Below are 6,355 nucleotides of genomic sequence, written 5' to 3'. Positions count from 1 at the left end.
CCATCAACCGCTTCATCCGCGAATACAACGCCTCCAGTCCCAAACCCTTCGCATGGAAAGCCAACCCTGGCGATATCATCGCAGCTCGGAACCGTGGGTTCCAAACGTTGGAGTCAATCCACTAGTGACCGGCTATGAAGATGCTGATCGGAATAGGCTTTCAACTTGAGGGCAACTGCGAGTTCGATCGACCATTTGCTATTTGCGCTTTGTAGACCTTCGGCTTTGCTACGTAATGAAGCGTGGCTAACTGCCAACAATATCCTATTGAAACACGTTACTGATTATGCTGGTTTGATAGGCCTAGTCGAGGCGGTTTGGAGGATAGTTATGGCTGGAACGGCAGAAGTGGTAAAATCAGAAGTGCATAAGCGTGCAGCGGAGATCATATCGTCTTCCATCCGTTGGTCGGCCGCCGCGGGTGCGGTGCCTTTGCCAGTTCTGGATCTTGTGGCGCTGGGTACGGTTCAGGCGAAGATGATATCGGATCTCAGTCAGGCTTATGGTCGGCCGGTGAGCGCCGAAGCGGCGAGGGGCGTAGTTTCCGTCCTGCTTGGGACTTTGCTACCCGCGGGTGTAACGGGCGCATTTCTGGGCTCGGGCTTCAAGTTGGTTCCCGTGATGGGTACGGTGCTTGGCATGGTCTCAATGGCGGCACTTGGCGCCGCGGCGAGCTATGCAATCGGTAAGGTTTTCGTGCGCCACTTTGAAAAGGGCGGGAGCCTTGAGAGCTTTAGCGCGGAAGCCGTGAAGGATGAGTTGGAGGCGGAGTTTACCCGGGCTAAGGATAAGCAGTCCGCGGCGGTGGCTTAATGCCGATCGTTGGCATACTGCTCTATGTGTCTTTATGTGCCTTTGTGGGTTACCTTGGTCGAGAACGTGCCGTAGGATTTGCCGGCTATTTTGTCCTCTCGCTGCTGCTCACGCCCTTGGTGATGGCGCTGGTGCTGCTGGTTGGTGCGCAGCGCAATCTGTCATGAGGTCCGGTGTTTGACATGGGATCGTCTGATCACGATGGCGGGAACGACGATCTCTCACTAAAGTCTCTGGGCGATGGCGTTCTCCGGCGGCTTCTCGCGATTCGCAGCGCCAAGGCTGGTGCTGGCGCTCGTCCCTGGCGTAACCGCATGCTGACCCCTTCCACTGTTCCGGGTCTTGCGTTGCTCGCCGCGTTGTCAGCACTTTGCGGCACGGGCATCTTGTTTGTTCTGAATTCGGAGGCGCTGCTTGTCCAGAACCGGAGCTACTCGGCGGCGCTGGCGTTGTTGTTCATCACAGTGCTGGTTGCCTATCGTCTTACCCAGCAACGCGTGATCTCGCGGGCGAGTGCCGCGGTTGAACAGGCGCTCCATGGCTGGAGGACCGGGATTGCTGAAAAGGTCACGCGGCTTTCGCTTCGCGACACGGAGCAACTGTCGCGCGGGCGAATGCTGGACGGTCTGGCGAGACATTACGAACAACTCTCGCAGACGATCGTGCCGCTTGTGGCGGGTTTCGAGGCGCTGATCCTGTTGTGTTTCATGCTGGTGTATCTGTTTACGCTCTCCGTGCTGGCAGGTCTGCTTACTGTATCGGTGGCTGGACTTCTGGTTCTGGGCTATATGAATACGGAACGCAGCATGAAGGGGGAGATGCGCGCGGCCGGTAACGCTGATGCGCGACTCGCGCGTTTGGCTGAGGAGGTGACAGACGGGTTCAAGGAGTTGCGACTTGACCCGGATAAGTGCGTGGCGCTTGAGCGTGACATTGTGGAGGCGTCGGATTTGGTGGCACGGCACCGGACACGGACGGCCGGCATGCTGAGCCAACTGATTACAACGGGAAACTCAGCCTCCTACTTATTGGCAGGAGCGGTTGTATTCATCCTGCCTGTCCTGACGGATTCTGGCGGGAGTGAGATCCAGCGGATCATCACGGCAGTACTGTTCTTGCTCGGGCCGATTGGTGGGGTGGTCGGCGCGATGCAGCAACTCGCAACGGGGCAGTTTTGTGTTCAGGCCATTGCCGAGTTTGAGAGGGAAGTCGATGCGCTGCTGGTCCTCGACCACGAGACAGGAGAAGCGACGCTCTCGTTCTCCAGCATCAAGCTGGTGGAGGTCCACTACGCTCACCGCAAAGAAGAGGGTGAAGCGGGCTTCTCGGTCGCAGGATTGAACCTCTCGCTGGAACGTGGAGAGATCGTTTTCCTTACCGGCGCGAACGGTTCAGGCAAGACCACGGCATTGCGCCTTCTGACGGGACTTTATCCCTTGGACAGTGGGCGGATCGAGATCGACGGGAGGGCACTCCCGGCAAGCTCTTCGCAGGGGTATCGCAATTTTTTTGGGGTAGTGTTCGCGGACAACCATATATTCCGCAAGCCCTATGGACTTGATCTGGCCGGGATGGAGCGCCTCGAGAAGGCACTTTCCCTGCTCGATATCCGCCAGAAGCTGCCAGATGACCTGTCGTTAGGATATGACCCTGATATTTTGTCGACGGGCCAGCGCAAGCGCTTGGCATTGGCGCTGGCGATTGCGCAGGATCGGCCGGTACTGGTCTTTGATGAATGGGCGGCCGATCAGGATCCAGCGACGCGCGCGCGGTTCTACAACGAGTTTCTGCCCATGCTAAAAGCGTCTGGTAAGACAGTCTTCGCTGTGACGCATGACGATCGGTATTTCGGGTGTGCAGACGCGCGCTATCATATGGAAGAGGGCCGGATGCAGCGGGTCATAGCATGAAGATCCTCAGATCGGTGTTCCGAAGGCTGACCGCTGGAATCATCTTCACCTTGCTTGTTGGCCTGTTCGTGCTGGTGGTGTTCTGGAGCCGGATCGTGTTGTCTGTCCCTCCGGGATCAGTCGGCGTCATGTGGTACCTGTTCTTTGGCGGAACCCGGATTACGTCGCCTGTCGTTAAAGAGGGACTGCATCTGACTTTTCCCTGGGACAGGTTGTATATTTACGATGCGAGGCTGCAGTCGCGTGACGAGGACTTCACCGTGATTTCTCAGGACGGTCTCCAGTTTCGCATGACCCTCACTTTCCGGTGGCGTGTGAATCCCAACACTACGCCTGTCCTCCAAAAACTGTATGGGCCGGATTATCTGGTGTCGCTTCTTGTGCCCGAGATCGGTTCGATCACGCGAGAGATTGTTTCGCGCTATGACGTTGGAATGCTTGTGTCCGACAGCCGATCAGTCGTCGGGAAAGAAATTTATGATCAGGTTGTGAGTTATACTCGCGAGAACGGCGTTGGCGCGGAAATAGCATCGGGTGACACCAAGAATGTGATCATGCTCCGAGACGTGCTCATCCGTGAAGTCGACCTGCCTGAACAATTGCAGAAGGCAATTCGTGACAAGCTGGAGCAGGCCCAGATTGTGGAGGAATACAAGTATCGCGTCGATCGGGAGAGACTTGAAAGCCAGCGCAAGGCGGTTGAAGCACAAGGGATCCGCAATTTCCAGGAGACGGTGACCCCGGCGATTTCTGACAGCTACCTCAAGTGGCGCGGCATTGAGGCCACGATGGAACTGTCGAAGTCGCCCAACAGCAAGATCGTCATCATGGGCAGTGGTGAGGGCGGACTGCCGGTGATCCTCGATGGTTTCGGCCGGGAGGCCCCGGAAGTGGTGTCTAAGGGATACTCCGGAGCACCGAGTGCGACGACTGCGCCGTAGCAACTTTTGGCGAACTCTGGGTGTGCAGTGATCAGGCAGCGTGAGACATGAATAAGCAGCTCGGTTGTCTTGATCGGTTGGCGATCACTTTCCACGTTGCCGAAGACTCGACTTGATCTGCCACCGCGCCGTCATCACCGGAGTAAACGAAGCGCGGCTCTTCTCTTTCAAGAGTATCTGCTTATCCATTTTGATAGTGCTGATCTCCAATCTTTCAAAAGAGTCAGGTCTCGCTCTCAAAACGAGTTTATAGAACTGAAGACGAGTTTATAGAAGGAAGTAAACGACAAGAATGCCGTAATGCCTGACAGGACCATTGCTTTCCTCATTGCGGCCTGCACTCTTAGGTGATCTATTGCATTATGCTGCGCCTCAGGGAGGCCCCCCTGTTCGATGAGGCCATTATATACGATGACGCTTCTGCTGATGGAGATATTGATGTTGCTCCCCCTTTGTCGACTCAGTAATATTTGACAATTGTCTTCGACGCTATGAAAATCCCGACCTGCATGTAACTCAAGCATCCGCGGACTTTTTTTCCAGCATTGAGACTGCGACAAGCATTATCAGCCGGCATCGAGGGGGCTCAGTTTCTTGTGAAGGTTGCAATGAAATCAACGTAACAATGTTTTTAACCTATGAAAAGATAAATGAGCGAACTGACGCGAAAGCCCACTCGGACATTCTTGCCGAACGGCTCGTGATTGCTACCGGTGGAGCGTCGACATTCGGCTTGTGGGGTGTAGTGAGTCAAACACTCCGAGCTGCTCAGTGGCTATCTACAGGAATCTCTGTCATCGCGGGGTCAACTTGGTTTCGAGTTAGAGCGGCATTCTCCCTTGGAGTAGACATGCAACTCTCCGAGCAACTAATTTTCTTGATAAGACCTCATCTTCATTGCGTTCATGTTGTATGAAGTCATGCGCGTTTCAGTCCTGATGCCTTGTCACAATGCACAATCTTACGTCTCCGAAGCAATAGATAGCGTTCTGGCTCAAGATCATCGAGATGTCGAGTTGGTAATTGTCGATGATGGGTCTTCCGACAAGTCATTGGATGTGATATCTCAATATAAATCAGATAATTTAGTAGTTATACAGACAGACAACAGGGGGGCGTCAGCGGCACGAAATCGAGCGCTTGACGCATCATCGGGTGGTTATGTTATCTTCATGGATGCCGACGATATCATTTCACCCTCTCACGTCTCTGCTTTATTGAGCCTATCGAGTGGACACCATGACATCGTTATGGGGCAGTGGGATCGTTTTTGTTACAGAATAGACGAAGCGAAATTTCCATGGCGACCTACCTACAGAGACGCGCTTGGCCCAGACTGGCTGATCGGAGGCGGTTGGGGCATGATGCAGTCAGCAATGTTTTTGTTGCCTCGGGTCCATGTCGACAGATTTGGGGGGTGGAATGAAGCTCTCTCACTAATCGATGACTTTGAGTTCTATTGTCGAATGATCGCGAATTGTAACTCACTACGCTTCGCTTCTGGCGCAAAGGTTTTCTACAGATCAGGGATTCCGAATAGCCTCTCAAGTCGGCGATCTCGTTTTTATGCGGAAGGAGCGCTCGTTTCACTTCTTGAAGGAACGAACAGTGTTCTGTCGGTGCTTAACACCGAGTTGGCGCGATCTGCCTGCGCGGATGTATTTCAGCATTTTGAATATGAGTTTTATCCTAATTATCCCGATCTTCGTGCTTTTGCTCGAGAACGTGTGGTAAAACTTGGAGGCTCACATTTAAGACCAGATGGCCCGCTATACTTTCAGATCATTCGGCGCTTAGCAGGCTGGCGAACTGCCCGACGGATCCAACGCTTCGCCGAAGCAAAACGACTGAACCTGGCTGTGCTTAATGGAGCGTTGAGGCGAACGCCGACAGTATGAACCGTCAGGCTCTTTTGAAAAACGAGTGGGTTATGAGACCTGTGCGCGGTTTTTCCATTGCTTGATTTTCCGCGAGCTATTCGACTTCAGGCAGAAGATGCGAAGATATCGATGCCGGCGTCACCGGGTTTGGCCTTGGACGCTCTCGTGTCAGCGCCGGTGGTCTTTTTTGAGCGCTATCCGGCCATATCGATGATCTTCAAACTCCGCTTCATATTATAGGCGATAGCGGTGAGGCGAATTTGAACGCCTGCTTTAGCAAGCCCTCGCCATCGCATCCGGCGGAGACCGTAGCTTCGCTTCCAAGTCCCGAAGATCTTCTCGATCCGGCCACGGATACGGTGGATTGGTTGGTTCCAGGCCTCAAGCCGTGCTTGTGTTTTGGATTCGTCCTGTCCCCACATACCGGTGGCGACGATGCGTGGCGTTCCACCCTTGGCGCGCACCGCGTCGCCGAAATGATTGCCGCGATAGGCGCTGTCGGCAAACACCTTGCCAGGATTGTCAGGCAAAGCATCAGGGCCAGCCCTGCCATCGTTTACGTTAGCAGGAGTTACGGCAATCTCCTCGACAAGAGCCGTATCCGCATCAGCACCGACATGGGCTTTGAAGCCATGAACTGTAAGCGCCGTCTACGCCCCATAGAGATTGGTGTGTAAGCGCTATGCCGATCCCCTATGCGGCGAGGCTTGACGCTTGATCGCAGGTCCAGGGCATCAGTTGCTCGATCTGGTTCCTGGGATGACCGTCGAGGATGGCGCGAAGCGTGTGTTGGAGGTAGTTGAAGGGATTG

7 protein-coding genes and 1 pseudogene are annotated in these 6,355 nt (G+C 54.4%); 6 read left to right on the top strand and 2 right to left on the bottom strand.

Annotation, left to right across the window (positions count from 1 at the left end; translation table 11 throughout):
- The 6 genes and pseudogenes from ACILRA_RS18325 to ACILRA_RS18300 form a co-directional block, all read left to right on the top strand.
- Window positions 1-125, top strand: a pseudogene (locus ACILRA_RS18325) (IS630 family transposase); the annotation flags it as partial.
- A gap of 205 nt (window positions 126-330) precedes the next feature.
- Window positions 331-813: a YcjF family protein gene (locus ACILRA_RS18320; RefSeq protein ID WP_395663500.1), complete on the top strand. Its 483-nt coding sequence runs from the start codon at window positions 331-333 to the stop codon at window positions 811-813.
- Window positions 813-980 carry a hypothetical protein gene (locus ACILRA_RS18315; protein WP_395663499.1) on the top strand — a complete coding sequence of 56 codons (168 nt, stop codon included), beginning with the start codon at window positions 813-815 and terminating at the stop codon, window positions 978-980. The genes ACILRA_RS18320 and ACILRA_RS18315 overlap by 1 nt, the downstream gene beginning before the upstream one ends.
- Before the next feature lie 15 nt (window positions 981-995).
- Window positions 996-2,723, top strand: coding sequence for an ATP-binding cassette domain-containing protein (locus ACILRA_RS18310; protein ID WP_395663503.1), 1,728 nt, complete (start codon window positions 996-998; stop codon window positions 2,721-2,723).
- Window positions 2,720-3,664, top strand: coding sequence for a prohibitin family protein (locus ACILRA_RS18305; RefSeq protein WP_395663498.1), 945 nt, complete (start codon window positions 2,720-2,722; stop codon window positions 3,662-3,664). Before ACILRA_RS18310 ends, ACILRA_RS18305 begins: the two co-directional genes overlap by 4 nt.
- A gap of 905 nt (window positions 3,665-4,569) precedes the next feature.
- The gene (locus tag ACILRA_RS18300; RefSeq protein ID WP_395663497.1) at window positions 4,570-5,562 is read left to right on the top strand and encodes a glycosyltransferase family 2 protein; all 993 of its coding nucleotides are present in this window, start codon (window positions 4,570-4,572) and stop codon (window positions 5,560-5,562) included.
- A 176-nt stretch (window positions 5,563-5,738) separates the two neighbouring features.
- On the opposite strand, the gene ACILRA_RS18295 is transcribed toward ACILRA_RS18300, so the two are convergent.
- Both ACILRA_RS18295 and ACILRA_RS18290 read right to left on the bottom strand, forming a co-directional pair.
- The gene (locus ACILRA_RS18295; RefSeq protein ID WP_395663502.1) at window positions 5,739-6,125 is read right to left on the bottom strand and encodes a transposase; all 387 of its coding nucleotides are present in this window, start codon (window positions 6,123-6,125) and stop codon (window positions 5,739-5,741) included.
- 112 nt (window positions 6,126-6,237) lie between these two features.
- The coding region (locus ACILRA_RS18290) for a transposase domain-containing protein (protein WP_395663501.1) at window positions 6,238-6,355 on the bottom strand (118 nt) is incomplete at its 5' end.

This window comes from Aestuariivirga sp. (genome assembly GCF_044239095.1).
In the GTDB taxonomy this organism is placed as follows: Bacteria; Pseudomonadota; Alphaproteobacteria; order Rhizobiales; family Aestuariivirgaceae; genus Aestuariivirga.
Note: the sequence above shows the minus strand (reverse complement) of the source record. Positions and strands in the feature narration are given on the sequence as shown.